Here is a 25,262-nt window from a genome sequence, read left to right as displayed (position 1 = left end):
TTTATTGGAAAGGCCTAAGGATTTATTCCTCAAGGTTTTACAAGCAATGAAACATTCGTAAACTGCAAGAGCCTAAAAGACCTTCCTCAAAGTAGTTTACTTGAAAAGGTCCTTGAGCACAAAACTGAACAACAAATTGTTATTGGCCCTTTCCACAAGCACCTTCACCCGCTTGCCTTCCTTTTCATTGAGCATCTCCATTATTTCCTGGATTTTATATCGATGGATTCGCTTGCCGTTCACGGCCAAAATAATATCCCCTTCCTGTAAACCAGCGGAATGTGCCGGACTACCGGACCTGATACCGGAAACCACAATTTCTGGGACAAGGCTCAATCGGGTGGCGCCTTCCAACAAAATCTGAACGTTTCCGTACGTCCTTTCGCTACTTTCAACGATACCGTTAACATCGGCAATCCTTTCTGAAACATAACGAACTCCGACATGTTGCAGATCAATACCGCTTACGTTATAATGAAAAGGTTTTTTGAAATTCGAATTTTTCCTGAGACTGATTTTTCCGTTGGGATAATCGAATACGATGTTAAATCGCTTTAATATTTCCCCTCCCAAACTACCATTTCTATTGCCCAAGTCCTTGATGGTGCTAAAAGACAGCATATCCGGGAATGCGGCCTTTGCATCGTATAGTTCGAAACCCCCAATCTGGATTCCTTCCACCTTGGTTCTTTTTCCATAGATGTCCCCGGCGAGACCTTTTCCCAAATAATCCTCGTAATATTCCTTGGGCAATTGGATACGTTCGTCCTCAAAGAGCCAAATAGCGTCACTACTACCGGTATCCAATAACATTTTTACAGGAATAGCTTTCACACCCTTCAGCGAAACGGTGGCATCCATATAGGCCTTTCTGTTAACAACCTCAACTTGTAAGGTCTCATACCTATTTCCCAATTTTGGCGCATCAATTTCGGGGTTATAAAATTTAATGGTATTGGCAGAATAGTTGATGTCCACAATAAAATCCCTAAACAGATCGTAACCGATGATGCCATGAATGGGAACGCCCAAGCTTGGGGAGAAATTGATACCTGCGTCCATCACAACATATAGTTTTTGGGAAAAATTTCGGACGTTGCCCAACTTAAAATAATTTCCTTGGGAACTCAAGGCATTTATCGGTTCCCCTTCGCCAAGCCCATTGATGGTGATTTCGGAAACATTCTTTAGCTCTAGGGAATCCTGATTGGAAAGATTGAACAAAATAGGTGTACTGACCCCAGAATCTAGTACAAACGATAATTCCGTACCATTAACATCGATAGGGACAATGATCAAATTATTGATCAATTGGAACCGAATTTTTTCGAACTTTTGATCTTCGGGCAACGAATACCCTTGTGCACTACCAATTATGGGCAGTGCCATCAATAGCAACAAAAATTTCAAGCGCCTTATTAACATGTTCGTTTCCAATAGTTTGACCAACATTAAGATACGGAATTATTCACCACATCGGTATATTTTAACATTTCACAAAAACTTACTAGCTTCGGAAAGGAAAGATTTAATGGGTTATCTACCCAGGGGCAAATCCACGAAGAATCCATCGGCAATAATGAATGGATAGTGAGTGAAGCCTAGTATTTGTTTACCGATTATGATTACCAATAAATAAACAGCCCATATATTGTAGATTCCCCAATCATTTGCCACTTTTGTCAAAAAGTATTTGACATGCCTAAAATTTCCCAAAAAGGGCTTGCGATGCCGCAATCCCCCATTAGAAAATTGGTCCCCTTTGCGGAAAATGCCAAGAAAAAAGGTGCCAACGTAATCCACCTAAACATAGGGCAACCGGATATCAAAACGCCACAAATAGCCTTGGATGCCGTAAAAAATAACCAACTGAATGTTTTGGAATATAGCCGAACCGAAGGCTCAGAAGCTTACAGGGAAAAAGTGGCGGCCTATTACCAAAAAAATAAAATATCGGTCACTGCCGATGATATCATCGTTACCACAGGGGGCTCCGAAGCGCTCGCCTTTGCCATGGGCAGCATTGCCGATGCCGATGACGAAATCATAATCCCCGAACCATTTTACGCCAATTATAACGGTTTTGCCACGGCAAGTGGCGTGAAGGTCGTTCCCGTAGTATCCAAATTGGAAAACAATTTCGCGCTACCTCCCATTGAGGATTTTGAGAAATTGATTACCCCAAGAACAAAGGCCATCCTCATCTGTAATCCGGGGAATCCTACGGGATATCTTTACAGCGAGGAGGAAATTAGGAAACTGGCCAAAATCGTTCTCAAACATGATTTATTCCTTATTGCCGACGAGGTGTACAGGGAATTTGTATATGATGACAAGGAGCATTATTCAATTTTGCAGGAACCTTCTTTGGAGCAGCACGGAATTATCGTGGATTCCGTTTCCAAGAGATACAGTATGTGCGGGGCCAGAATAGGTTTTTTGGTTTCCAAGAACAAGGAAGTGATTTCAACGGCCATAAAATTCGCGCAGGCGCGACTTTCCCCGCCGACCTATGCGCAAATAGCTAGTGAGGCAGCCCTGGAAACCCCTCAAAATTATTTTGACGAAGTTAAGACCGAGTATGTTGCCCGTAGAAATCTTTTGATTTCCGAACTTGAAAAATTGGACGGAGTAAAAGTGGCCAAACCACAGGGCGCTTTCTATTGCATTGCGGAATTGCCCATTGAGGACGCGGATGATTTCGCACAATGGTTATTGGAGGACTTTAGGGTAAACAACGAAACCGTCATGGTTGCCCCGGCAGCAGGCTTTTATGCCACGGAAGGACTGGGCAGAAACCAAATTAGGATAGCCTATGTACTGGACCAGGCCTCCCTAAAAAGGGCGGTTCATATCTTGGGCGAGGCCCTTAAAACCTATATCTGTTAGGGAAACCTTCTTTGAATAATCATTATTGCCATCCGCACATTGGTAATAAGGATGTGTTCAATAAGCCAATTGCTGACCTAAATTACAAAGCATGCAAATACACGAAAATTATTCCCTAAAGGACTACAATACCTTTGGCCTCGATGCCAAGGCGAGGTTCTTTGTAGCAATAAATTCGGTAGCGGAACTTCAGCGGATTTTGGCCGACAATTCCTATCCAAACAAGTTTATTTTGGGCGGAGGCAGCAATATGTTGATAACCCAGGATATCAATGCCTTGGTCATCCATATCAACATAAAGGGCATTTTTATCGAAAATGAAAATGATTCCCGTGTTGAACTTAAAGTGATGGCCGGTGAAAACTGGCATGAAATGGTTTTATGGACCTTGGAACGGGATTTTGGTGGGCTGGAAAATATGTCGTTGATCCCCGGAAATACGGGAACCGCGCCCGTACAGAACATAGGTGCCTACGGGGTTGAATTAAAGGATGTTTTTGTGGGGTGCGAAGCCATACGAAGGGCCGATCAAGAATTGGTATATTTTTCAAAAGAAGACTGTCGGTTTGGGTATAGGGATTCATTTTTCAAAAATGAGGGCAAGGATAAATATGTAATTACTTCGGTAATACTAAGGCTTACCAAAAAGAACCATGCTATAAATACCAGTTACGGTGCCATAAACGAAGAATTGGAAAGAAACCATTGTAAATCACCTACCATAAAGGACGTCTCCAACGCGGTTATAACTATTAGAAACAGTAAATTACCAAATCCCAAGGAACTGGGTAATAGCGGAAGTTTTTTTAAGAACCCCGTAATATCCAAAGAAGTGTTTGAGGAGTTCATCGCTAAATACCCGGAGGCTCCCTTTTATAAAGTTTCGGAAGAAGCCTATAAGATTCCGGCTGGATGGCTGATTGAGCAAAGTGGTTTCAAGGGGAAACGTTTTGGGGATGCGGGAGTGCACGTGAAACAGGCCTTGGTTTTGGTAAATTATGGAAGCGCGACCGGAAACGATATATTAAACTTGGCCCATATGATTATTGAGGAAGTACGAATTAAATTCGGTATTACCATTGAGCCCGAAGTCAATCTCATAAAATAACCCCTGAAATAAAATCCCAGGGGCTATACCAAACCAAACTAACCAAAAACTAAGTGGCAGTTACCAGCTGCTCACTTATAAGATAATATTTTAGATAACGCCGCTTTAGCAATCAATTTTATAAATTAGCGTTTATGGATATACGGACGAACAACCTACCTTGGATCTTGCACCCCACAAAAAATTAAGCATCCCCGCTAGGCTATGAGCATACTACTTGAAAAACATATCGTTGAGTTATTGCAGGAGCGGAATGACAAGGCCATTTCCCTATTGTACGACAATTACGGGGACACACTTTTGGGGGTTGCCAATAAGGTACTTAGAAACGAGGAGTTGGCCCAGGATGTCTTACAGGAAAGCTTCGTTAAAATTTGGAAAAAAGCCGATTCCTACGACCCCACCAAAGCAAAACTTTTTACTTGGCTGTTCAGGATAACCAGAAATACCGCCATTGATAAATTAAGAAGTTTAAATACAAAAACCGATAAGGAAATCCAAATAGACGTTTCAGACGTATATAATTTAGGAATTGAAAGTACAAGACCTGAATTCATGGATGTTCAAGAACATCTGGACAAGATCGAGGAAAAGTATCAAATCGTCCTGGACGCTTTGTTTTTTCAGGGAATGACCCAACAAGAGGCCAGTGAAGAATTGGGGATTCCCCTTGGAACGATTAAATCCAGATTGAAAATTGGATTACGCGAATTGAGGAAAGTTTATGGCCCTGCAGTGCTTTTGCTTCTCATAAATATGATATAGTTATGAAGGATAAAATTAAAAAGTTCTTGGAAACGGATTTACTGGAAAACTATCTTCTTGGGACTACCACAGATTTGGAGGCTTCAAAGGTAGAGCAGTACATTGCCATGTATCCTGAGGTACGGGAAGCTTACAATGAACTACAGGAAAGTTTGGAGATTTTTGCAAAGCTCCATGCCATCAAATCCCCGGAAGGGTTGAAGGAAAAAATTACCGCCCGCATAAAGTCAGAACGGGTGGGAAGGAAAAAATTCTTCAGGTTTGCGATCGCGGCCAGTATCGTGGCAATGATCTTCGCGGGATCTTCCTTTTTCTTCTGGGACCAAAACCAGAATTTACAGGAAGAAAATTCCATGGTAAGCAACAAGATAAAATTGTTGGAAGCGGATATGAAACAACAATTGGAAGATGTTCGAAACCAATTCATTGTACTAAACAATCCAAGTACAAGAAAATTCAATGTTAACGGAAATAAAAAAGCGAAGGAACTGAAGGCGGTCGCATATATAAATCCTGTTAAAAAATTGTCCTATATCAATGTAAGCAACCTCCCTAATTTACCGGAAAACCAGTGTTTCCAAATGTGGGCCGAGGTGAATGGCGAAATGTTGAACCTGGGCATTATTGAAGAGGCAGGAGATAGTCAGAAATTATTGGCACTTCCATATGCTGAAAATGCGATGGGCTACATCACCATTGAGCCCCAGGGTGGCAATGAAATCCCTACGGTGGACAATATTGTGGCAAACATCGCATACTGATGTGCCCATATTATAAAGTAGTCTTAAAGCCCCAAATTGGGGCTTTATTTTTTTACCTTTGTAACGGATTAAAAAATCAGGATCCTGTACTATTGGAATCCAAGAGTTCTTCAGTTAGAAATCAGGATCTACAATAAAAGCACATACATGAAACTTATACTCCTTACCGTTGGACTTTTAGCATTGGCTATCTCTGGCATAGCCATAAAAATATGGGCCAAGAAGGACGGGAAGTTCGCCGGAACGTGCGCTAGCCAAAGTCCCTATTTAAACAAGGATGGCCAAGCATGTGGCATGTGCGGTAAACTTCCAGAGGAACAGGATTGCAAAAAGGAGGCCGTGACCTCCTAGGTGCCCATTAAATTTTTACCATCATATTGACAGAGGACGTTCATGACATTATCATTAAGGCCAAAGAAGGTAATCAGATAGCATTCAGTAGATTACTGGATAGGTTTTGGAATGAGGTCTATGGTTTTCAGCTAAAACGCACCGAAAACGAAAATGACGCCGAGGATATCACCATACAGACATTTTCCAAGGCCTTTGACAAAATTAATACGTACGACCCTCGATTCTCATTTAAAACTTGGCTGATAACTATATCAAAGAACATTCATATTGATTTGGTCAGGAAGCGGAAGAAAAGTCTTCTGGATTCGCAACGAAACGATGATGCCATAAAAGGAGTACATGACGATGCGCTTTCCATGGAGGACCAACTCATCCAAGAACAGAATTTGGCCGATTTGCTTCGGGATATCAAAAGCTTGAAACCCCATTATCAGGAGGTTATCAACCTTCGCTATTTCAATGAACTTAGTTATGCCGATATCGCAGAGAAGCTGAACGAACCCATCAACAATATCAAGGTGAAAATTCTTCGGGCCAAAAAGCTACTGGCCGAAATCATACGCAACAGAAGATAGTTCCGTTTATCCCGAAATATATATATTAGGAGCGCGTCGTGAAGATAAAAAGCATAAATAATGTGATTTGGAAATTTTGGCATAGCACCGCTATGGTAATATTGAAAATACAGCGTAACGTTTTATTTTGAGGCGATTTTTAACGGTAACAGCTTTTCCAGTGCATAATCCGGGATTATTGGCATATGGGCCATTCAGTAAGAATATGGCACACCCCTTTCAAGATTGAACTTTAGACTATTTACTTCGTATATTTGTAAAAAAAATTTGCATGTCCGAAGCAGTTAAAGAAAATGTAGCTCCTCCCAAAGGAAAACCAAAGTGGTTAAGGGTTAAACTACCTACCGGAAAGAAATATACCCAGCTTAGAGGTTTGGTGGACAAATATGATTTGCACACCATTTGCACATCCGGTAGTTGTCCAAATATGGGCGAATGCTGGGGCGAGGGTACAGCGACCTTTATGATCCTTGGTAATATTTGTACACGGTCCTGCGGCTTTTGCGGTGTTAAAACAGGACGTCCGGAAAATGTAGATTGGGCAGAGCCGGAAAAAGTAGCGCGTTCCATTAAGATTATGGGTATAAAACATGCCGTTATCACATCCGTGGACAGGGACGACCTCAAAGATATGGGTTCGATTATTTGGGCGGAAACCGTTAAAGCCATTCGAAGAATGAATCCCCAAACAACCTTAGAAACATTGATCCCAGATTTTCAGGGAATTGAAAAACATTTGGACCGAATTATATCAGTTTCCCCCGAGGTTGTTTCGCATAATATGGAAACGGTAAAGCGGTTGACACGCGAGGTTAGGATACAGGCAAAATATGAGCGTAGTTTGGAAGTCTTACGATATTTGCGTGCAAATGGTGTGAACAGGACAAAGTCTGGCATCATGTTAGGGCTTGGAGAATTGGAAGAAGAGGTTATCCAGACGATGCGCGATCTAAGGGATGCCAATGTAGATGTGGTGACTATTGGACAGTATTTACAGCCTTCCAAAAAACACCTTCCGGTAAAGGAATTCATTACCCCGGACCAATTCAAAAAATACGAGGAAATTGGACTGAAAATGGGTTTTAGACATGTAGAGAGCGGGGCTTTGGTTCGATCTTCCTACAAGGCGCATAAACATATTCATTAAAACGTATATTCTTGGAGACGTTGAGACCTAGAAAGATTTCGGTTAAATTGGGGTAACAATGAGAAAAATCAGAATAGGAATCAATGGTTTCGGGAGAATTGGCAGAACATTTTTCAGACTCGTTCAAAACTATCCAGACCTACAGATCGTTGCCATAAACGACCTCGCAAACTCAGAAACGCTTGCCCATTTACTCAAATACGACAGTATTCACGGTGTATTTAAAGGCACGGTAGCTTTTGAAGAAAACACGTTGATCGTAAACGGAACTAAAATAGCCTTAACGAACAATTTTCATCCAAAAGATATTGACTGGGGTCAGGACCAAGTAGATTTGGTCCTAGAAAGTACGGGGAAATTCAAAACCAAGGAGACTTTATCCCATCACATTAAAAACGGTGCAAAAAAGGTTATTCTTTCTGTACCACCCGCAGATCAGGATATAAAGATGGTGGTCTATGGTATAAATGAATCGGTCTTGACCAAGGAAGACCAAATTATATCCAACGCATCCTGTACAACCAACAACGCGGCCCCAATGATCAAGGTCATCAATGATCTTTGCGGCATAGAGCAGGCATATATTACCACCATCCATTCCTACACATCGGACCAAAGTCTTCACGATCAGCCCCACAAGGATTTAAGGAGGGCTCGGGCGGCGGGTCAATCCATCGTCCCTACGACCACAGGAGCGGCTAAAGCCTTGACCAGCATTTTTCCGGATTTGGAAGATGTAATTGGCGGCTGTGGTATACGCGTACCGGTCCCAAACGGTTCATTGACAGATATTACCTTCAATGTTAAAAGAAATACCACAATAAAGGAAATTAATGATACTTTTGAAAAAGCGTCAAAAAATGAACTAAGCAACATACTTTTTTACACGGAAGACCCCATAGTCTCCATTGATATAAACAATAGTTCTTATTCTTGTACGTTTGATTCACTAATGACCTCCGTTATTGGAAAAATGGTCAAAATTATTGGTTGGTATGATAATGAAACAGGGTACAGTAGTAGAATTATCGACCTCATACACTTAATGGTAACTAAAAAGTACATTTGAGAAAGACATACTTTCATAAAAAACTTTTAAAGCTACTACCACTTTTTGCTTTCTTAATAGTGGGATTATCCCTCCATTCCCAAGATTCGGTTCCCGTAAGGGATATGGATCCTTATTTTGACGAGGCGCGAAGACTCAGGAATCAGAACAAAATTGATCAGGCTCTTGAAACATTGGACAGAGCAGCGGAAGAAGCCGAAAAGGACGAGGATATAAAAGGGCTGATCGATTGTTACCATGAGCTTGCAATTCTCTATCTAAAGTTGGATAGGGAAAAAGACACTCAATTTTATTGGGACCGAACCAGTGTACTACTTGCCGATATTGCTTACCCCTATGGTGATGCCATTCACAAATATATTGAAGCGATCTTACTTTTTAGGGCGGATCAAAGCTATCAGGCCTTGTTTATGTTGAACGAGGCAAAACAACTCAATAACGACAGAAATTTTTTCAACAACATTTTACTGACTGAAGCATTGATCTACCTGAGGTTGGAAAAATATGAGAGTGCCGCAAAAAACCTGAATTCATTGGTGGTAAACTCCGATATTTATGAAAAGGACTACCTGTCCACACGGGGTTATTTAGGACTGGCAGAATTACATTTTAAGACCGAGAATTTTGAGGAGAGTGCCAAAAATGGTGAAGAGGCCCTGGCCCTTGCCAATACCAATGGTTTCTTTTCCGAAATTAGACAGGCGAATGCCCTGCTGGCAAAAGTCTATAGAAAATTGGGTGCCTATGAAAAGGCCTTAGCGAATAGCACAAACTTACTGGACATTCAAGATTCGTTGTTCACAATAGAAAAAGTTCGTGTCGAGGCAAAAACAGCGGATAAAATTAGGGACGATTACAAAACCGAGGAAATAGCACGACAACAAAATACCATTCAGGAATTGAAGGAATCCCAAAACCGTTCTGAGCTAACGGCGATTTTAACCTCCGCATTTCTTATTATAATCTCTTTATTGGCCGTTTCCCTATATAGAAACAATCAGATCAAATTAAAGACGAACGACCTTTTACAGACAAAAAATAGGGAACTGCAAGTAGCCAGGGATGGGGCCGTACAGGCCATGGAGGCCAAAACCAACTTCCTATCAACGGTTAGCCATGAATTGCGCACACCGTTGTACGCCGTAACCGGGCTTACCCATCTTTTACTGGAAGAGAACCCCGCCGAACATCAAAAAGAGCACTTAAAGGCCTTGAAGTTTTCCGGGGATTATCTCCTGAACTTTATTAATGACATTCTTCACATCAATAAAATCGATGCCAATAAACTGGAACCCTTGCACATGGAGTTCAATCTGAAAAAGGTCATCAATGAAGTGATGGATTCCCTGCAACAGAGTGCCAAGGAAAACAAGACAAAATTGATTTTGGATTATGATAGTGAGATTCCAAATCATTTGATGAGCGACCCGCTGAAGCTTTCCCAAGTCTTTATGAACCTTATTGGCAATGCCATAAAATTTACCCGTGGGGGTATCGTGGAGGTCATCTGTAAACTCAAGGAGAAAAATGGGGAGGATGTCACCCTTTATTTTGAAGTAAAGGACAACGGAATTGGTATTTCCAAAGAAAAACAGCAAAGTATTTTCGATGGCTTTGAGCAAGGCTCCATTCAGATAAATAGGGAATACGGTGGTACCGGATTGGGACTTACCATTGTAAAAAGTCTTTTGGGCCTTTTTGAGAGTAAGATTGAGCTGGAGAGCAACCTGGGTGAAGGAAGTTCCTTCAGTTTTGAGATCGATATGAAAAGTAAGGAAGAACTGGAGGATGAAATTGCTTTTGAAATTACCAAAGGCGAATATGATTTCAAGGGACTTCACATCTTGGTGGTAGAGGATAACAAGATCAATCAGGTGATTACCAAGAAAATGCTCAACAAAAAGGAAATCAGCTGTGATATTGCAGGTAGCGGGGAAGAGGCCGTTGCACTCGCCAAGGAAAATGAGTATGATGCCATATTAATGGATATTCACATGCCGGGCATTAGTGGGGAGGAAGCGACCATCCAAATTCGAAAGTTCAACCAAACCACCCCCATCATTGCACTTACGGCCATCTCTCTGGACGACAGCGTGGAGAGCTTTTACGCCGCTGGGTGTAACGATGTGGTAACAAAGCCCTTTAAGCCCGAAATCTTTTATCAGAAAATAGGGGAAAATATCTTTGATAAAAAAGTTAGGACCTCCCTTTCATAAGTTTGGTAAGGGCATCAAAGATAATACGCTTACCGTCGCCCATAAACCGATGCATTACAGGCAGATAATACAGGTTCGGTACGCAATTTCGCAACCGTACAAAATCTTTTTCTGTAGTGATGATCAACTGTTTCCGGTTCAGCAAATCGATTTCCTTTTGGTTGAAAAAATGATGGTCCTTGAACGCCAAATGCTCAAAGGCGAGACCCTTGGATTTTAGATAAGCTACCAAGGGTGCAGGGTTGACAATTCCTGTCACCAAGGTGATTTCCTTTCCTTGCAGGGCCTCAACTTCCATCTTTTCCGATAGTCCGTGAAAGGCATCCTCATAATCCAAAAAACTAAAAAGAACGACCTGATGTTTATGTGGTTTTAGCTTTTCCAAAATTGTACCTTGCTCGGTCTTTGTTATTTTCGAAGGACACTTAGTAACAACAATAATATCCGCACGTTGGGCCGCTTTTTTGCTGTCCCTCAAATTACCGGTGGGCAGATACCAATCATCCGTATACAAATCCCCATACGGCGTCAATAAAAAGGAAAAATGGGGCTTGACCTTTCTATGTTGAAAAGCGTCGTCAAGGATAATCATTTGAGGTTTTACGGCATCGGACAATAACCGGATTCCCTCCCTCCTATTGGCATCAACGGCAAGGGCTACACCGGGGAACTTTTGATGTATCTGATAAGGTTCATCGCCCAGTGCCTCCACGGTCGTATGTTCATCGGCCAATAAAAATCCATCCGATTTGCGCTTGTAACCCCTACTCAGCACGGCCAATTTATAATGAGGCTTCATTAGTTCGATAAGGAATTCCGTCATTGGGGTCTTCCCAGTTCCGCCAACGCTTAAATTCCCTATGCAAACAATGGGAACATCAAATTTTTGGGATGAAAAAACACCTTTATCGTACAGGAAGTTCCGTAAATGGACCACGAGGGCATAGATAAAGGAAAATGGGAACAGAAGTTTTCTCAAGAGTTGCATTAGAACGAAATTATAATATTTTATCTTTGAAAACCTTATAATTCATTGAAAATGACAGTTGGATCGGTTGCCCAAATTCTGGAAGAACTTGCCCCTTTGGATCACGCGGAGGATTTTGATAATGTCGGTCTTTTGGTAGGCGACAGTGCCATGGAGGTAAACGGAATTTTGGTGACCTTGGATACCTTGGAGTGTGTAGTGGACGAGGCAATTGCCAAGGATTGTAACCTCATCGTTAGTTTTCACCCCATTATTTTTGGGGGATTAAAAAAGATAACCGGTAAAAACTATGTGGAGCGCACCGTATTAAAGGCGATTCGGAACAACATCGCGATTTATGCCATCCACACGGCCCTAGATAATTCCTTTAACGGGGTCAATGCCAAAATATGTGAGGTCTTGGGCCTTATCAATAATGAGATACTGATACCCAAAAAGGATACAATCCGTAAACTCACCACCTATGTTCCAGTGGCCGAAGCGGAGAAGCTCAAGAAAAAACTTTTTGAAGCGGGTGCCGGAAATATCGGCAATTACAGCCATTGTAGTTTTACGCTTGAAGGAACAGGAAGTTATAAAGCGGGCGAAAACAGTAATCCAACGATAGGAGAAATTGGAAAGACGCATTCTGAAAGGGAAACAATGGTCCATGTGACCTACCTAAGGTCCTCTGAACGAAATGTTTTGGATGCTTTGATGACAAACCACCCGTACGAGGAAGTGGCCTATGAAGTATATTCCTTGGAGAACAGAAATCAACAGATAGGCATGGGAATGATCGGTGAACTTGAGGAAGGCATGTCGGAAACATCCTTTTTGGAACACCTTAAGAAGACGATGAAGGCCCAAGTGGTAAGACATTCCAATTTGAGGGATTCACCCGTAAAAAAAGTGGCGGTTTTAGGGGGAAGCGGGGCGTTTGCCATAGGAGCCGCAAAAGCCGCGGGAGCCGACGTTTTCGTTACGGCCGACGTTAAATACCATCAGTTTTACGAAGCCGAAAATAAAATGGTCATTGCGGACATTGGACACTTTGAAACTGAGCAGTTTACAAAAAACCTTTTAGTTGATTATCTTACGAAAAAAATTCCTAATTTTGCAATCCGTTTATCGGAAAGTATAACAAATCCTATCAAGTATTTTTAAATATGGCAAAAAAAGAAGAATCGTCTGTAGAAGCAAAGTTAAGGGCGTTGTATGACCTTCAATTGATTGATTCCAGAGTAGATGAAATAAGGAATGTACGTGGAGAACTACCCTTGGAAGTGGAAGATTTGGAGGATGATGTGCTTGGCCTAAAAACAAGATTGGATAAGCTTAAGACCGATTTGGAAACCATCAATTATGAAATTGGCGCCAAGAAAAACATTATTGAGGAGGCAAAAGCCTTGATAAAAAAATACAATGAGCAGCAAAAGAATGTAAGAAACAGCCGTGAATTCAATTCCATAAGCAAGGAATTGGAATTCCAGGAGTTGGAAATCCAGCTTGCTGAGAAAAACATTAAGGAATTCAAGGCACAGATAGAGCAGAAGAAAGAAGTGATTGCCGATACCAAAGAGAAGTTGGCAGAGCGTGAAGCGCACTTAAAGCATAAAAAAGGCGAATTGGACGCTATTTTGGCAGAGACCGAAAAAGAGGAGAAAGCGCTTTTGGAAGAATCCTTGAAATATCAGGATTTGATTGAGGAACGTTTGGTAAAAGCCTACGCCCGTATAAGGGGCAATGTTAAGAACGGATTGGCCGTGGTACCTATTGAAAGGGGCGCTTCCGGTGGTTCTTTCTTCACCATTCCTCCACAGGTTCAAGTGGAAATCGCTTCCAGAAAAAAGATTATAACAGATGAGCACAGTGGTCGGATTTTGGTAGACCCTGCCTTGGCAGACGAGGAACAGGAAAAGATGCAAAAACTCTTCGCTAAATTATAAGAGCGATATTGCAACTAAAGTTTTGAAAGCCGTCCCCAAAAGGACGGTTTTTTTGTATCTTCCTGTAGATGAAAATTTTAGCAGCCATAATTACACTACTTATGTCCATAAACACGGGATACACCCAAAACCTTTCCGATTACCAATGGAATAATAGGGTGCTAATCCTTTCCGATGCCACTGAGGAGGAAACCCAGTCCAACAACGCATTTAAACAAGTGACTACCCAAATGGAAGCTTGCGACGAAAGGGATATGATCGTTCTTTTTCTTAGAAACAACGAATTGACAACTCCAGATGGCCAAAAAATGAGCTACAAAATCAGCCTTCCTACTGAATTCAATGGCTATCTCCTGATCGGCAAGGATGGAGGCATCAAAATGAAAGGAGACTATCCCCTTGATTTGGAAAAGGTCTTTGACCGTATCGATGGTATGCCAATGAGAAGGGCAGAAATGCGAAATAACGATTAATGCGAGGAATCCTTGAGGGCTTCCAATATTTTGTCCTCGACTTCTTGGCTATCCCAAATCGTCTCAATATTGGGCATTGCCATTATATCTTTCATAATTTTTTCCTGAAAATCACCTTCGGCCAAGGCCTCGGCGTAAGGTCGGTCTGAAAAAGTAACCCTGCTGTATGCCGGTATCCATTTCTCTGGATGCTTTTCAGCGAAACGCTTTTCGATTTTCTTTTGCAGTAAAAATAGAGGATCAGCCGTCCTACTGCTCATTTCCATAAAATTTCGGTAACTCAATTCTGCAATAGCATCGGCGTTGGGCTTTCGCACTTCCTGATAGTTCCTGAAAATGGTCTCCCAATCGTCCCCGTTTGTACGTATGAGTTCGTTTAACACGTAAATATCCTCAAACCCGGCGTTCATGCCCTGTCCATAAAAAGGCACAATGGCATGGGCAGAATCGCCTACGAGCGCCACCTTGTCCCAATAGGTCCATGGAAAGCACTTCATGGTTACCATGGCACTGGTAGGGTTCTTGAAAAAATCATGGGTCAAATTTTCAATATCCTTACGTACATTGGGAAAATAGGTGCTGAAAAATTGAATGGCATCTTCCTTCTTTTTTATGCTTTCAAAGGAAACTTCCCCCTCAAATGGCATGAACAAGGTACAGGTAAAACTACCGTCCAAATTGGGCATTGCAATGAACATAAACTGACCCCTGGGCCAAATATGGAAGGAGTTCTTGTCCAGTTTGTGCGAACCATCCTCATTGGGCGGTATCGTTAACTCCTTATAGCCAACATCGATAAAATCCTGGGAATAATCAAACCGACTCCGTCTCTGCATTTTGTGACGTACCCGGGAAAAAGCCCCATCACAGCCAAATACCAAATCAAAATCATAGGCCTTCCATGCGCCTTTTTCCGTTTCTCCGGTAAACACTTGGGCATTGGGCAAATCCACGTCCCAGACCTTTTCCTCAAACCTGAACTCCACGCCGGCCTGCTCTGCCAAGTCGATCATTTTTTTGTTGAGCACGCCTCTGGAAATGGACCAAATCGCCTCCCCTTCCTTTCCATACTTTTGGAAGTATTCCGGCTTATCTATAACATGCATGGCCCTTTTATCCAAGGGTATCCCTATTTTACGTATTTCATCTTCTATCCCCACTTCCCTTAGGGCCTTCCAACCCCTATTGCTCATGGCAAGATTAATGGACCTACCGGAGAATTCCACCTCACGAATATCGGGTCTTCGGTCAAAAACGGTAATCGTATGCCCATACTTTTTAAGATAAATAGCTAATAAAGAGCCTACTAGCCCTGATCCTATGATGGCAATATTCTTTTTAGTCTGGGTCATAAATGGTATGCTTGGTCTATTTTAACGGTATTCGGAAAGGTAAAATAGAAATTAATTTAGGTTTTAGTTTAATATTAACTGTTTTTGTTTAGCCAATATTTAATTTTATTAAACATAAATAAAGAAGGAATGTATTTTAATCTTTCGGATTTAAAAAACCTCCCCAATAGATTTAGGGCAAATTTAATCAATAGTTCCACAGGGTACAGACCTGGCAACCTTTTAGGTACAAAATCGCCAGAGGGCATTACAAATCTGGCGGTATTTAATTCCATATCGCACATTGGGAGCGACCCTGCCCTGCTTGGTTTTATCCTAAGACCGCTTACGGTACGCAGGGATACCTATGGCAACATGAAGGCGACGGGCATTTTTACCATCAACCACGTAAACGCGTCCATTTTGGAGCAAAGCCATCAAACCTCGGCGAAATATGGGGATAACGAATCTGAATTCGAAAAAACTGGCTTGACCGAGGAATACCTCAACGGATTTCAGGCACCGTATGTAAAGGAAAGCCATATTAAACTGGGCTGTTCCTACGTAAATGAATACACAATCGCTGAAAACGGCTGCATCCTGATTATTGGGGCCATAGAACATATTTACCTTCCGGATGAAGCCCTGTTCGAGGATGGCAGCATCAACCTAGAATTTGCGGAAAGTATCGCCAATATTGGTCTGGATGGCTATGCCCTTCCAAAACTCCTGAAAAGATTCGCTTATGCGCGGCCAAGTGAGGCAATAAAAGAAAAATAGATGGCCCATAAAAAACAACATTTACCTTCAAAAACCTGTCCGGTTTGCGGACTTCCATTTAGTTGGCGAAAAAAATGGGAAAGACATTGGGACGAGGTACGATATTGCAGTGAAAAATGTAGAAAAAACAAAAACAATTTGCATGACTAATTTAGTCTGGTTCAGGAACGATTTAAGGGTACAGGACAATTCCTCACTTCTAAAAGCAAGTAAAGGGGAAAAGGTAATGGGCGTGTATTGTTTCGATACCCTTTATTTTGAAAAGGGGGATTTCGGTTTTAAAAAAACGGAACGGTTTCGCGCCAAATTTTTAATAGAATCCGTGCGGGAATTACGGGAAAATCTCAAAAAATTCAATATCCCGTTGTTCGTCTATGTGGGGAAATCAGCGGAACACATCCCAAAACTGGCAAAAGAACATCAGGTCCATAAAATATATCTCCAGAAAGAGTGGACGCGCGATGAGGTTTTTATATCGGATTCGGTAAAAAGGGAGGTGGGCGAAGCCGTACAGTTTGAGGAAACCTACGACCAGTTTCTTTTTCATCCAGAGGATATTCCATACAGGGAGTTTGAGAACATTCCTAAGGTTTTTACCGAATTCAGGAAAAAATGCGAAAAGTTTAGCATGGTTCGTCCTGAAGTTTCCTTTGAAAAGATATTCCCCATTACAAACTATGTGGAAAACCATACGAAGTTACCTTCATTGACAGATCTGGGTCTATCGGAACCGACACCGGACAGTAGGTCCGCCTTTCCTTTTCAGGGAGGGGAAACGCAGGCCTTACGGCGCATTGCCCATTATTTCTGGGAAACCAAAAAATTGGCCTATTACAAAAAAACCAGGAACGGCTTGGTGGGTACGGACTATAGCTCCAAACTTTCTGCATGGTTGGCAAACGGCAGTATTTCTGCCCGTTCGATTTACTGGCAAGTAAAGAAGTTTGAGAAAGAGGTCAAAAAAAACGAGGATACCTATTGGTTGGTTTTTGAGCTGATATGGCGAGATTTTTTCAAATATGTATCCCTAAAACATGGCCCCAAAATCTTTCGGCTTAAAGGAATTTTGGACAAGCAGTACGACTGGCAACTGGACCAGTCAAAACTGGACCAATGGATAGAGGGAAATATCCCCGATGCTTTTGTCAATGCCAATATGAAGGAGCTGGAAAAAACCGGATGGATGAGCAATAGGGGCCGACAGAATGTGGCGAGCTATTGGGCCAAGGAACTGGAACAGGATTGGCGCTTTGGAGCTGCTTATTTTGAGAGTATGCTCATCGATTATGACGTGCACAGCAATTGGGGCAACTGGATGTATAACAGTGGTGTTGGCAACGACCCAAGGGACCGAAAATTCAACACCAAATTACAGGCAGAGCGCTATGACCCCAATGGAAAATTTCAAAAACATTGGTTACAAGGAAGTTTGTTTGACCAATAACCTATAAGACATTGTTTTCGCTCTTTGAGAATCCGTAACTACGGATTGTACAATTCGCCAAAGAAAGGGAAAAAAAGCATAATAAAATATTGACATTCAGTAAATTAATAATAAAAGATGACTAAGGACAACTCCTCCCCTTCGGGGAGGTCGGGAGGGGCCAACTTGCGATTGATATTAGGAGATCAGCTAAACCAAAAACACAGTTGGTTTGACTCGGTAGATGATAATGTTACCTACCTCATGGCAGAAATGCGCCAGGAGACGGACTATGTGAAGCATCATATCCAAAAGGTAACGGCCTTCTTCCTGGCCATGCGAACCTTTAAGGAAGAACTCAGCGAAAAGGGACACCGGTTCATTTACCTTAAAATTAGTGACCCAAACAATCCACAGGACCTGGCCAAGATTATAGAAATGCATTGCGATGCCACCGATGCCCTGCGATTTGAATACCAATTACCGGACGAATACCGCTTGGACGTGCAGTTAAAACAAATTGCGAAATCCCTGAAAATCGACACCCATGCCGTGGATACGGAGCATTTCTATACCAGTCGGTACGAACTAAAAAACTTCTTTTCTGGGAAGAAACAATTGTTGATGGAATCCTTTTACAGGATGATGAGAAAGAAGCATGGTATCATGGTCGAAAACGGGCAACCCGATGGCGGAAAATGGAACTACGACCAGAGCAACAGAAAAAAGTGGAAGGGAACACCGGAAATTCCTCACGAGCGGGGATTTAGAAAGGATGTCACCGATTTACTGAAGGAAATAGAGCAAGCCGGTGTAAAAACCTTTGGGGAAATTGACCCGGAAAAGTTCAATTGGCCCGTAAGTAGGTCGGATTGCCTCTCGGTCCTGAACTATTTTTGCAAGGAACTGTTGGTTCATTTTGGCGATTATCAAGATGCCATGCATACGGAGGAGAAATACCTTTTTCATTCAAGATTGTCCTTCGCCATGAACGCCAAAATTATAAGTCCGAAGGAAGTTATTGATAAGGTTCTGGAACATTTCCATGAAAACAAGGAAGTTATCGACATTTCACAAGTAGAAGGTTTTGTAAGGCAAATATTGGGCTGGCGCGAATATATGCGTGGTATTTATTGGAAGGAAATGCCCGGTTATGCACAATTGAACAAGCTGGAAAACCACAACCCACTTCCCGATTTTTTCTGGACTGGGAACACCAAAATGAACTGCCTAAAGCATGCCATAGGGCAAAGCCTCTCCGATGCCTACGCACATCATATTCAACGACTTATGGTCATAGGGAATTTTGCCTTGTTGGCCCAATTGAATCCTGATGAAGTGGACAAATGGTATTTGGGCGTATATATAGATGCCATCGAGTGGGTGGAAATTACCAACACAAGGGGTATGAGCCAATTTGCCGATGGAGGAATCGTTGCCACCAAACCCTACGTGAGCAGCGCCAACTATATCAACAAAATGAGCGATTATTGCGGTTCCTGCCACTACAAACATACCCAAAAACAAGGGGACAATGCCTGTCCCTTTAATTTCCTCTACTGGAATTTTTTGGATGTAAAAAAGGAACATTTCAAGGACAATCAACGCATGACCATGATGCTCAGTCTACTTGAAAAGAAAAGTGCGTCGGAAATGGAATACATCAGAGAAAAATCAGCCGAAATCATTAAAAATCCAGATACGTTTTAACAAATAATTAAAGGTGGAAAAACATCCAATGAAGTATCTTTAACCGTCTATTAAGGGACTATTCCGCGAGAGCGTCTATATATATCCAAGAAGCTCCTTCACAAGAAAATTGTGAAGGAGCTTTTTTATGAAATAGGATATTTTAAAACATTTGACGCTTCCCTAGATTTATTCCTTTGAGATGTGCATTAAAATCCAATAAATAGAGCTTTTTATCGATACATGAACTTTTTCAGTTAAGGCCATTCATCCTTGATAAGTATTCTTTAATCGACATTCTATCCTTCCATCGAATAATTTATCTCTTAAACAATATTCTTAAAAACTCAATGAATATGTAAATATTTTTGAAATAGAAATTGACCCAATTCTTACATATTAAAACCAATTAAAAAATTTGGAAACCTTTAACCAAAAAATTCAAAGCGGTTTCCATTACCTACTAGCTATTCATGAATGTAAACTACCCCCAAACAAACTATTTTTTACCCAAACTACCATCTTTAAATTTAATAGGCCTTTTTGTTACTATTCTTTTTACAATCGGAGTTGCAAAAATCTATGGGCAAGGTATTTCATCTGGTGTAAATTTTAATTGGCAAGACACCCAAACAAACATTTGGGACCAGGCGACTCTGGAGTCGATTGATATTAATGGTGAAAACTATAACACTTTTGTGGTTCCTTCCAGTTACGAAATGACCCGGGTGGGTCCAAGTGGACATTCAGAAAATCATATTTGGTCAAACGGTGCCATGCTTATGGGCAGTAGTAATGATTATAATTGGGATTTAGAAGCCATAAATGCCTACCAATCCCTAAACCTTAATCATTATTTTGAATCGAATAGCAATGGAGTCAATTTTTGTGAAAATTATGGTGCCGCAGCATCCGTGGATACCCAAATACAGACTATATCCTACAACCCTGGTATTCCATCCAATCCAGATGGTGTCTTGGCAGTAACAGAACGTGGTGGCAACAATTGTCAATATCTCGAAATATATGGTATACCTGCCAATAGTTCTACTGAAGTTTTACTAGGTGCAACCTTTGTAAGAAGTCAAGGTAATTTAACAGGTATAAAACCCCAATTACCTCCGTTACCCAATTCCGATTATTGGTCCAGTGGAAGAAATAACGATAATGGTCAAATTATAGGTATTGCCCTTTTTAAGTTATCTGACTTAGCTCCAGTTGGTTCCATTATAACTTCAATAAAATATTTGGCAGCTACTACAGATAATGGAGATGGCAAGTTCTTTTTGATGCAAACCTATGCGGTTGATGATTATTTTGAAACAAACTTCAAGGAAAGTTTAAATGCCAATGTCGCCACCAATGACAACCTTCCGGATTTCTCTACATATTCTTTGCTTAACGACATGCAACCTTTATATGGTAGCGTTACTGTTGAAACCGACGGCACATTTATGTACACTCCAAATAATGACTTCAAAGGAATGGATCAATTTGAGGTTCAAGTTTGTCTTCCATACCCCAACGAGCACGTTTGTGAAACGTCGACAGTAATTATTAAGGTTAGGGAAGATAACAAACCCAATGCCCAAGATGACCATTTTTTAATAGTTCAGAACACGGCTGATATAGCATTAACCATTTTGGACAATGATACTTTTGGAGTGGACGGACCTAATGCAAACCTTGCTTTAGAGATTACCAGTTCCCCAAGTAACGGAATTTTGGCAATAGGCAATAATGGGACCCCTTTGGATAAAGCGGACGACTATTTCGTGTATACTCCTAATGCCGATTTTATAGGTTCAGACGATTTTACATATACGATTATTGATGGCAACGGAACCAGAGATACTGCCACTGTAACACTGACGGTTATAGAACTCCCTTCAAATGTTACCGTTGAAGTCTGTAACCCTACTCCCGCTGCTGATTATAATCCATCCTCAGGCACTTGTCCCATAGACACTGTTCTTACCGAGAGTATAAATGGCAACAATGACAATTGTCCTACGGAATATGTAATTACAAGAAATTGGACCATTACAGATTGTGTTGGTAATATCATAAACCATGAACAGGTGATTACGATAGTAGATACAACCGCTCCTACTTTTGTTGAACCATTACCTCAAAATGAAACGGTAACCTGTGATAAGATTCCATTTGCAGAGACCCTAACCGCGATAGATTCCTGTGAAAGTGACATCATGGTAAACTATACCGAAACCATATCAATTGATGGCAATTGCGCTACAGGATATGAAATTACAAGAATGTGGATAGCCAGTGATTGTGCAGGGAACACGGAAACCCATACCCAAACGATAACAGTAATACCTAACGGACCAATTATGGCAAGTCCCTATGAGGAACAAGTCACCATACTTTGTGGAGATGAAATACCTGAAGTACCTAATCTAACTTTTACTGGAGGTTGCGGTAATTATTCCGTTGATTTTAATGAGCAGCGAGAAAATGCTGACGATTCGGAAGATTATATGATTGTACGCTCTTGGAATGTAATAGATTTATGTGGAAACACCCCACTTTTTGAGCAGTTTATATTCGTAATGCAACCTCAACTTCAAGAAGTGACAATCGAGCTATGTATTGAAGATGAAGCAATAGACCTTATAAATTATTTGCCTTTTGGTTTTAAAACTGATGGAACGTTCAATGCGATTACTCAAGGTACGCAGATAACCGGAAGTATTTTTGACCCTATGCAGCATCAAACACAAACATATGTCGTAGAGTATAGCTCTACATCTGGGGAGTGCAACTACTTTGTGGATTTCACTATTGCTGTGAACAATAAATGTGTGCCTTGCTCCGTAGATAATTTTACGGTCTCAAAGGCAGTAACGGCCAACGCCGATGGTTTCAATGATTTCTTCGAAATTAAAGGAACCGAATTTTGTGATAATACTTTCGACGTGATGATTTTTAATAGATGGGGAAATAAAGTATTTGAAGCGAAAAACTATCAGAACAATTGGGGAGGAAGCTCTCCAAATAATTCCCTGGGCAACTCTGGATACTTACCTACCGGGACCTATTATTATATTATTAATTTAAATGGAGAACAGAGTCAACAAATCAATGGTTACATCTATTTAGGCTCGGAATAAACATTTCGTGATACACTAATTGCTTGCACCTATATTTTCATCAAACCCATTGCCAACAAACGAATAATCAAAGTAGTTAAACGGCTTTATACAAATATCAGCAAGCTACTGATTTAAATTTGCCAAACGTAAATGACCTACTTATTAGATAATGTTTTAACTCCCCGATTTATGAACGTTTACAAGAGAATTCTTGTATTGGCTATAACAATGTGTGCCACTTCCGTTAGTGCTCAACAGCTACCACAATTTACACAATATATGTACAACACCATTTCCGTAAATCCAGCGTATGCCGGAAGCAGGGAAACTTTGAACATAACGTTGCTACATAGAAACCAATGGGCAGGCCTAGAAGGAAACCCGAGAACAAACACTTTTTCCATCCATAGCCCGTTAAGAAACGAACGTATTGGCCTAGGTCTGTCCTACATAAATGATAGATTGGGTTTTGAAAGTACCAATTACGTATATGGAGATTTTTCATATACGGTGCCCTTAACCCAAGAAGTTAAAATGTCCTTTGGACTTAAAGCGGGGTTTACAAATTACAACTTGGAGAATCCTGACAGTAATGATCCTTTTTTCAATGCCAATTTTAATAGTTGGAAACCCAATTTTGGCGCAGGTATATTCATGGGTTCAAATTTATGGTATATAGGTGTCTCCTCACCTAGAATTGCAAATACGGATTTAAATCAGGGAGAGTTTAAAGCTTTGGAAAGAAATAGTTATTATGCAATTGGAGGGGTAGTGATGGATTTGTCCTATAACTTGAAGTTTAAACCGACGGTTATAGCTAAAATTACAAATGGAGCCCCGGTGACCTATGATCTAACGGCTAACTTTTTGTTCAATGAAAAACTCTGGTTAGGAGCATCCTATCGCTTCAACGATGCCTCAAATTTTGGCGGGATGGTCGATTATCAGGTAACGCGAGATTTTAGATTGGGATATGCCTACGATTTACCTACTTCAAGGGTTAAACCTTATACTGGAGGAACCCATGAGATTATTTTAATCTATGAAATGTTTAAAAGAAAAGTGGGGGGTATTAAATCACCCAGATACTTTTAAACCCACTTAAATTTCAACCTTGACAATATGTGATAACTAAAAAGTCCCGATAGGAATCTATAAGGACTTTTTGCAAAGATAACCAAATGTTATTCCAGAATCCCGTCGACAATACCATATTCAATGGACTCTTCGGCGTTCATCCAGTAATCCCTATCAAAGTCCCTCAATACCCTTTCATAAGACTGGCCACAGTTATCGGCCAAAATTTTTGCGCTCAATTCCTTGGTCTTAATGATTTCACGCGCCTGAATTTCTATATTGGAAGCCTGTCCCCGAGCGCCACCGCTTGGTTGATGGATCATAACCTGTGCATGGGGCTGTATAAACCGTCTTCCCTTTTTTCCCACGGATAACAAAATAGAGCCCATGGAGGCCGCAAGACCGGTACATATGGTAGAAACCGGACTTTTTAAAGATTTTATGGTATCGTACATGGCAAAGCCGGAAGTTACATATCCGCCTGGGCTGTTGATGTACAATTGTATTTCCTTATGGTTTTGCATATCCAAATAGAGTAACCTATCGATCACATGTTTGGCGGACTCGTCATCTACCTGTCCCCAAAGAAAGACCTTTCTTTCGGCCAACATTTTCTCGTCGATAGCTTCCTGTATTTTTCCCTTTTTAGAACTCATATGTATGTTTTTTAATCAAACCCAAAATTAAGGAATAAATTATGAATCCCTCTTATTTTGGTTCCGGCAAAAAATCGGCATTAATTAGTCGCTCACCTCAACGGTGCTGTCCACAATTTTCTTGATGGGCACTACCAATTTACCGGATTTTGTCTTTACGATCATGGAGATATTATCGATAGCCTCCACCTTGCCCTCGATCTTGCCAATTTTTACCTGGTCCCCCACCTCATAGATCTTTCTTGAGTAAAAGGTCCGCAAAAGATCGCCCACTACTTCCCTAGCGCCAAGACCTAAAGCCAAGGCGAAGGCCAATAAAAAGGCACCTAGTACCAAGGTGAAATTACTTGTAATGATTTGGGTTTCAACGCCCGCTTGGTTCAAGGCCGTAATGGAAACAAAAAAGACGATCAAATAAAAAAGGGTGCCACTCACCATCTTAGATCCGCCCACGCCCATGGAATCGAATAGCTTTAGCGTGGCTTGTTTAACGACCGTGGCCAAATAAAGCCCTCCAATAAGGATCAACAGGGCACTGATAAAGGTTGGCAAATAGCCTAATAAGGAATAAATGGCATCGGAAATGGCATTCAATTTCAACATTTGGGCAAGTACCACCGTAAACATTAAAATGAGAAGAATCTTGGTGGCGGACAGGGTTACCTTGAGCAAATCTATTTTAAGTTGTCTGTCGCCAAACAATTTCGCATCGGCGACGCGCTGGGACAGCACATCTATCTTGGCTGCTTTCAGAACCCGTTTTAGGATGAAAAGAATGATTTTAATAATCAACCAAGCGACGATCAAGCCTATTATTCCCACCACGATTTGCGGTATCATTTCAGCGGCGGACTCCAGTAAACTACCAAAACTGTCCGACAAAGTATCTTTGAGTTCATTAAGTGTTTTCATAGTTC

At 41.2% G+C, this 25,262-nt stretch carries 23 protein-coding genes; 18 read left to right on the top strand and 5 right to left on the bottom strand.

Going from position 1 to position 25,262, the window contains the following annotated elements; translation table 11 throughout:
- Nucleotides 1-96 precede the first annotated feature (96 nt).
- Nucleotides 97-1,389: an aspartyl protease family protein gene (locus FEK29_RS16305; protein WP_240042772.1), complete on the bottom strand. Its 1,293-nt coding sequence runs from the start codon at nucleotides 1,387-1,389 to the stop codon at nucleotides 97-99.
- Nucleotides 1,390-1,698: 309 nt separating this feature from the next.
- Between FEK29_RS16305 and FEK29_RS16300 the strand changes: the two genes are divergently transcribed.
- The 9 genes from FEK29_RS16300 (at nucleotide 1,699) to FEK29_RS16260 (ending at nucleotide 10,884) form a co-directional block, all read left to right on the top strand.
- The gene (locus tag FEK29_RS16300; RefSeq protein WP_138259507.1) at nucleotides 1,699-2,889 is read left to right on the top strand and encodes a pyridoxal phosphate-dependent aminotransferase; all 1,191 of its coding nucleotides are present in this window, start codon (nucleotides 1,699-1,701) and stop codon (nucleotides 2,887-2,889) included.
- A gap of 91 nt (nucleotides 2,890-2,980) precedes the next feature.
- On the top strand, nucleotides 2,981-3,997 hold the full coding sequence (gene murB, locus FEK29_RS16295) for a UDP-N-acetylmuramate dehydrogenase (protein WP_138259506.1): 1,017 nt from the start codon (nucleotides 2,981-2,983) through the stop codon (nucleotides 3,995-3,997).
- Nucleotides 3,998-4,201: 204 nt separating this feature from the next.
- Nucleotides 4,202-4,762, top strand: a complete 561-nt coding sequence (locus tag FEK29_RS16290; RefSeq protein WP_138259505.1) for an RNA polymerase sigma factor — start codon at nucleotides 4,202-4,204, stop codon at nucleotides 4,760-4,762.
- 2 nt (nucleotides 4,763-4,764) lie between these two features.
- A complete protein-coding gene (locus FEK29_RS16285) occupies nucleotides 4,765-5,523 on the top strand; it encodes an anti-sigma factor (RefSeq protein WP_138259504.1) in 759 nt (252 codons plus the stop codon).
- A 147-nt stretch (nucleotides 5,524-5,670) separates the two neighbouring features.
- Nucleotides 5,671-5,874, top strand: a complete 204-nt coding sequence (locus tag FEK29_RS16280; RefSeq protein WP_138259503.1) for a membrane or secreted protein — start codon at nucleotides 5,671-5,673, stop codon at nucleotides 5,872-5,874.
- 26 nt (nucleotides 5,875-5,900) lie between these two features.
- On the top strand, nucleotides 5,901-6,452 hold the full coding sequence (locus tag FEK29_RS16275; protein ID WP_394347776.1) for an RNA polymerase sigma factor: 552 nt from the start codon (nucleotides 5,901-5,903) through the stop codon (nucleotides 6,450-6,452).
- Nucleotides 6,453-6,723: 271 nt separating this feature from the next.
- Nucleotides 6,724-7,599, top strand: coding sequence for a lipoyl synthase (gene lipA / locus FEK29_RS16270; protein ID WP_138259501.1), 876 nt, complete (start codon nucleotides 6,724-6,726; stop codon nucleotides 7,597-7,599).
- Nucleotides 7,600-7,657: 58 nt separating this feature from the next.
- Nucleotides 7,658-8,668: a type I glyceraldehyde-3-phosphate dehydrogenase gene (gene gap, locus FEK29_RS16265; protein ID WP_138259500.1), complete on the top strand. Its 1,011-nt coding sequence runs from the start codon at nucleotides 7,658-7,660 to the stop codon at nucleotides 8,666-8,668.
- A complete protein-coding gene (locus FEK29_RS16260) occupies nucleotides 8,665-10,884 on the top strand; it encodes a hybrid sensor histidine kinase/response regulator (protein WP_317129191.1) in 2,220 nt (739 codons plus the stop codon). The genes gap and FEK29_RS16260 overlap by 4 nt, the downstream gene beginning before the upstream one ends.
- Here the strand turns inward: FEK29_RS16260 and lpxK are convergent.
- Nucleotides 10,865-11,872, bottom strand: a complete 1,008-nt coding sequence (gene lpxK / locus FEK29_RS16255) for a tetraacyldisaccharide 4'-kinase (RefSeq protein ID WP_138259499.1) — start codon at nucleotides 11,870-11,872, stop codon at nucleotides 10,865-10,867. The genes FEK29_RS16260 and lpxK overlap by 20 nt on opposite strands.
- A 51-nt stretch (nucleotides 11,873-11,923) precedes the next feature.
- Between lpxK and FEK29_RS16250 the strand changes: the two genes are divergently transcribed.
- The 3 genes from FEK29_RS16250 (at nucleotide 11,924) to FEK29_RS16240 (ending at nucleotide 14,273) form a co-directional block, all read left to right on the top strand.
- On the top strand, nucleotides 11,924-13,018 hold the full coding sequence (locus tag FEK29_RS16250) for a Nif3-like dinuclear metal center hexameric protein (protein ID WP_138259498.1): 1,095 nt from the start codon (nucleotides 11,924-11,926) through the stop codon (nucleotides 13,016-13,018).
- A 2-nt stretch (nucleotides 13,019-13,020) separates the two neighbouring features.
- Nucleotides 13,021-13,800, top strand: coding sequence for a zinc ribbon domain-containing protein (locus tag FEK29_RS16245; RefSeq protein WP_138259497.1), 780 nt, complete (start codon nucleotides 13,021-13,023; stop codon nucleotides 13,798-13,800).
- A 68-nt stretch (nucleotides 13,801-13,868) separates the two neighbouring features.
- Entirely contained in the window at nucleotides 13,869-14,273 is a 405-nt protein-coding gene (locus FEK29_RS16240; RefSeq protein WP_138259496.1) for a DUF4174 domain-containing protein, read from the top strand.
- Here FEK29_RS16240 and FEK29_RS16235 read toward each other — a convergent pair.
- Nucleotides 14,270-15,625 (bottom strand): FAD-dependent oxidoreductase, encoded by a 1,356-nt coding sequence (locus FEK29_RS16235; protein WP_138259495.1) that lies wholly within the window; start codon nucleotides 15,623-15,625, stop codon nucleotides 14,270-14,272. The genes FEK29_RS16240 and FEK29_RS16235 overlap by 4 nt on opposite strands.
- A gap of 129 nt (nucleotides 15,626-15,754) precedes the next feature.
- On the opposite strand from FEK29_RS16235, the gene FEK29_RS16230 reads away from it, so the two are divergent.
- The 6 genes from FEK29_RS16230 to FEK29_RS16205 all read left to right on the top strand — a co-directional run bounded on the left by FEK29_RS16230 (nucleotide 15,755) and on the right by FEK29_RS16205 (nucleotide 23,707).
- Nucleotides 15,755-16,384, top strand: a complete 630-nt coding sequence (locus FEK29_RS16230) for a flavin reductase family protein (protein WP_138259494.1) — start codon at nucleotides 15,755-15,757, stop codon at nucleotides 16,382-16,384.
- Nucleotides 16,385-16,534, top strand: coding sequence for a DUF2256 domain-containing protein (locus FEK29_RS16225; protein ID WP_138259493.1), 150 nt, complete (start codon nucleotides 16,385-16,387; stop codon nucleotides 16,532-16,534). It begins immediately after the preceding gene.
- Entirely contained in the window at nucleotides 16,527-17,828 is a 1,302-nt protein-coding gene (locus tag FEK29_RS16220) for a DASH family cryptochrome (protein WP_138259492.1), read from the top strand. The genes FEK29_RS16225 and FEK29_RS16220 overlap by 8 nt, the downstream gene beginning before the upstream one ends.
- 117 nt (nucleotides 17,829-17,945) lie before the next feature.
- Nucleotides 17,946-19,517 (top strand): cryptochrome/photolyase family protein, encoded by a 1,572-nt coding sequence (locus FEK29_RS16215; RefSeq protein WP_138259491.1) that lies wholly within the window; start codon nucleotides 17,946-17,948, stop codon nucleotides 19,515-19,517.
- Nucleotides 19,518-19,969: 452 nt separating this feature from the next.
- Entirely contained in the window at nucleotides 19,970-22,630 is a 2,661-nt protein-coding gene (locus FEK29_RS16210; protein WP_138259490.1) for a T9SS type B sorting domain-containing protein, read from the top strand.
- 171 nt (nucleotides 22,631-22,801) lie between these two features.
- Nucleotides 22,802-23,707 (top strand): PorP/SprF family type IX secretion system membrane protein, encoded by a 906-nt coding sequence (locus tag FEK29_RS16205; RefSeq protein ID WP_138259489.1) that lies wholly within the window; start codon nucleotides 22,802-22,804, stop codon nucleotides 23,705-23,707.
- A gap of 89 nt (nucleotides 23,708-23,796) precedes the next feature.
- On the opposite strand, the gene FEK29_RS16200 is transcribed toward FEK29_RS16205, so the two are convergent.
- Together FEK29_RS16200 and FEK29_RS16195 are read right to left on the bottom strand one after the other, a co-directional pair.
- Nucleotides 23,797-24,345, bottom strand: a complete 549-nt coding sequence (locus tag FEK29_RS16200) for a ClpP family protease (RefSeq protein WP_138259488.1) — start codon at nucleotides 24,343-24,345, stop codon at nucleotides 23,797-23,799.
- A gap of 84 nt (nucleotides 24,346-24,429) precedes the next feature.
- Nucleotides 24,430-25,257, bottom strand: a complete 828-nt coding sequence (locus FEK29_RS16195) for a mechanosensitive ion channel family protein (protein WP_138259487.1) — start codon at nucleotides 25,255-25,257, stop codon at nucleotides 24,430-24,432.
- Nucleotides 25,258-25,262: the final 5 nt, after the last annotated feature.

Source organism: Maribacter aurantiacus (assembly GCF_005780245.1).
Taxonomy (GTDB): domain Bacteria; phylum Bacteroidota; class Bacteroidia; order Flavobacteriales; family Flavobacteriaceae; genus Maribacter; species Maribacter flavus.
The sequence above is the reverse complement of the archived record's forward strand: the minus strand, read 5'-3'. Positions and strand labels throughout refer to the sequence as shown.